This is a genomic window from Escherichia sp. GZ89, from assembly GCF_019366485.1.
GTDB classification, from domain to species: domain Bacteria; phylum Pseudomonadota; class Gammaproteobacteria; order Enterobacterales; family Enterobacteriaceae; genus Escherichia; species Escherichia fergusonii.
The window spans coordinates 1-1,359 of the sequence record NZ_JAEOHX010000039.1 but is presented as its reverse complement, the minus strand read 5'-3'; the positions used below and the strand labels follow the sequence as shown (position 1 = coordinate 1,359).

Annotated in this window: 1 protein-coding gene; it reads right to left on the bottom strand. The window is 59.1% G+C overall.

Annotated elements, in window-relative coordinates:
* Positions 1–1,359 (bottom strand): host specificity protein J (locus K0335_RS22030; RefSeq protein WP_231825860.1); only part of this gene is annotated, 1,359 nt, incomplete at both ends.

Below are 1,359 nucleotides of genomic sequence, written 5' to 3'. Positions count from 1 at the left end.
TTGTGTCCACAGCTCCTGGGCCAGATGTGTTTTCCCTATCTCTCCTTTGAAAAAATCCAGATAGCCGGACGCATCATCACTCGGCTGGCCAACAGCTTCCACAAATACCGATTTGCCGACGGTGTTCACACTGCGAACATAAAAATAATAATCATGGCCCGGCCTGATATTGATACTGGCAGCTATCCAGCACTGCGCCGTACCAAGATAACGCGCGCTGGTTTCAACCTGCCTGATATCGGTAATCCGCTTTTCCGAAAACCAGAACTCAAACTGTACCGTCGGATCATAAACCGCAAGATGCGGCGTGGCGGTGATCTGAAAATAACCCGGCGTCAGCTCAATCCGCGACGGTGCTGCCGGTGCGGCAATCCGGAACGATACCGATGCCGGATCGCCCTGCTGCTCCCAGGCATTTGCCGCCCGGACTGTCAGCCTGTAGTTTCCCAGCGCCAGTTGCGTGAAGCGGTATGTGGTTTCCATCGTCCGGGCTGTGCTGACCAGCCGCTCACTGCCGTCTTCCGCTGTCACGGTCAGACGAAGCAGGAAGCTCACGCCCTTCACCACCTTCGGCGTATCCCAGCGCGCCAGCACCTGATATTCCCCGCTGTCTGCGGTGACTTCGGCAGTCAGGTGCTGCACCGCTGGCGGCGTGACACCATTCACCGTGCCGCTCTGGTCGCCGTCAAAGTGCGCCCCGTTATCCACGATGGCTTCTTTTTCCGGTATATGCTGCACGGCGGTGATGGCATACGTGCCGTCGTCGTTCTCACGGATACTCACGCAGCGGAACAGGCGCTGGCGCAGCGTCGGTAGCTTCAGCCCCCACACGCTGTATTCTGCAACGCCGTCAGGAACACGGCTCACTTTCACCTTCACGCCGTCGGTGACGGACTTAACTTCCACGCTGACCGGATTACCCTGACCGTCAACCAGGCTTATCAGCGTGGTGCCGGAGGATGGCAGCGTGATTTCACGGTCGAGCGTCAGCGTCCGGGTCTGGCTGTTCACCGCCAGCACGCGCCCGCCGGTGCTGATCCCCGCATAGTCATCATCGCAGATTTCAATGACATCGCCCGGTACATGGCGAAGCCCTTCGGCTCCCACGCTGAAGTCCACGGTCTGCGTTTCCAGCAGTTCCGTTTTAATCAGCCACAGCCCGGCGCGGTGCGCCTGCCCACGGCTGGTACAGCCAAAGGCATCCATCTTCGTGACGTTACGACCGTAACGGGCAATGGCCTGTGTGTCCTCCACAAGCTCTGTCGCTGTCTCCCAACCGTTGTTCGGGTCAATCCAGTTCACCTCAACGGCATTATGGCGGTCCTTCAGGGCGCTGAAGCTGTAGCGGAACGGCGCGCC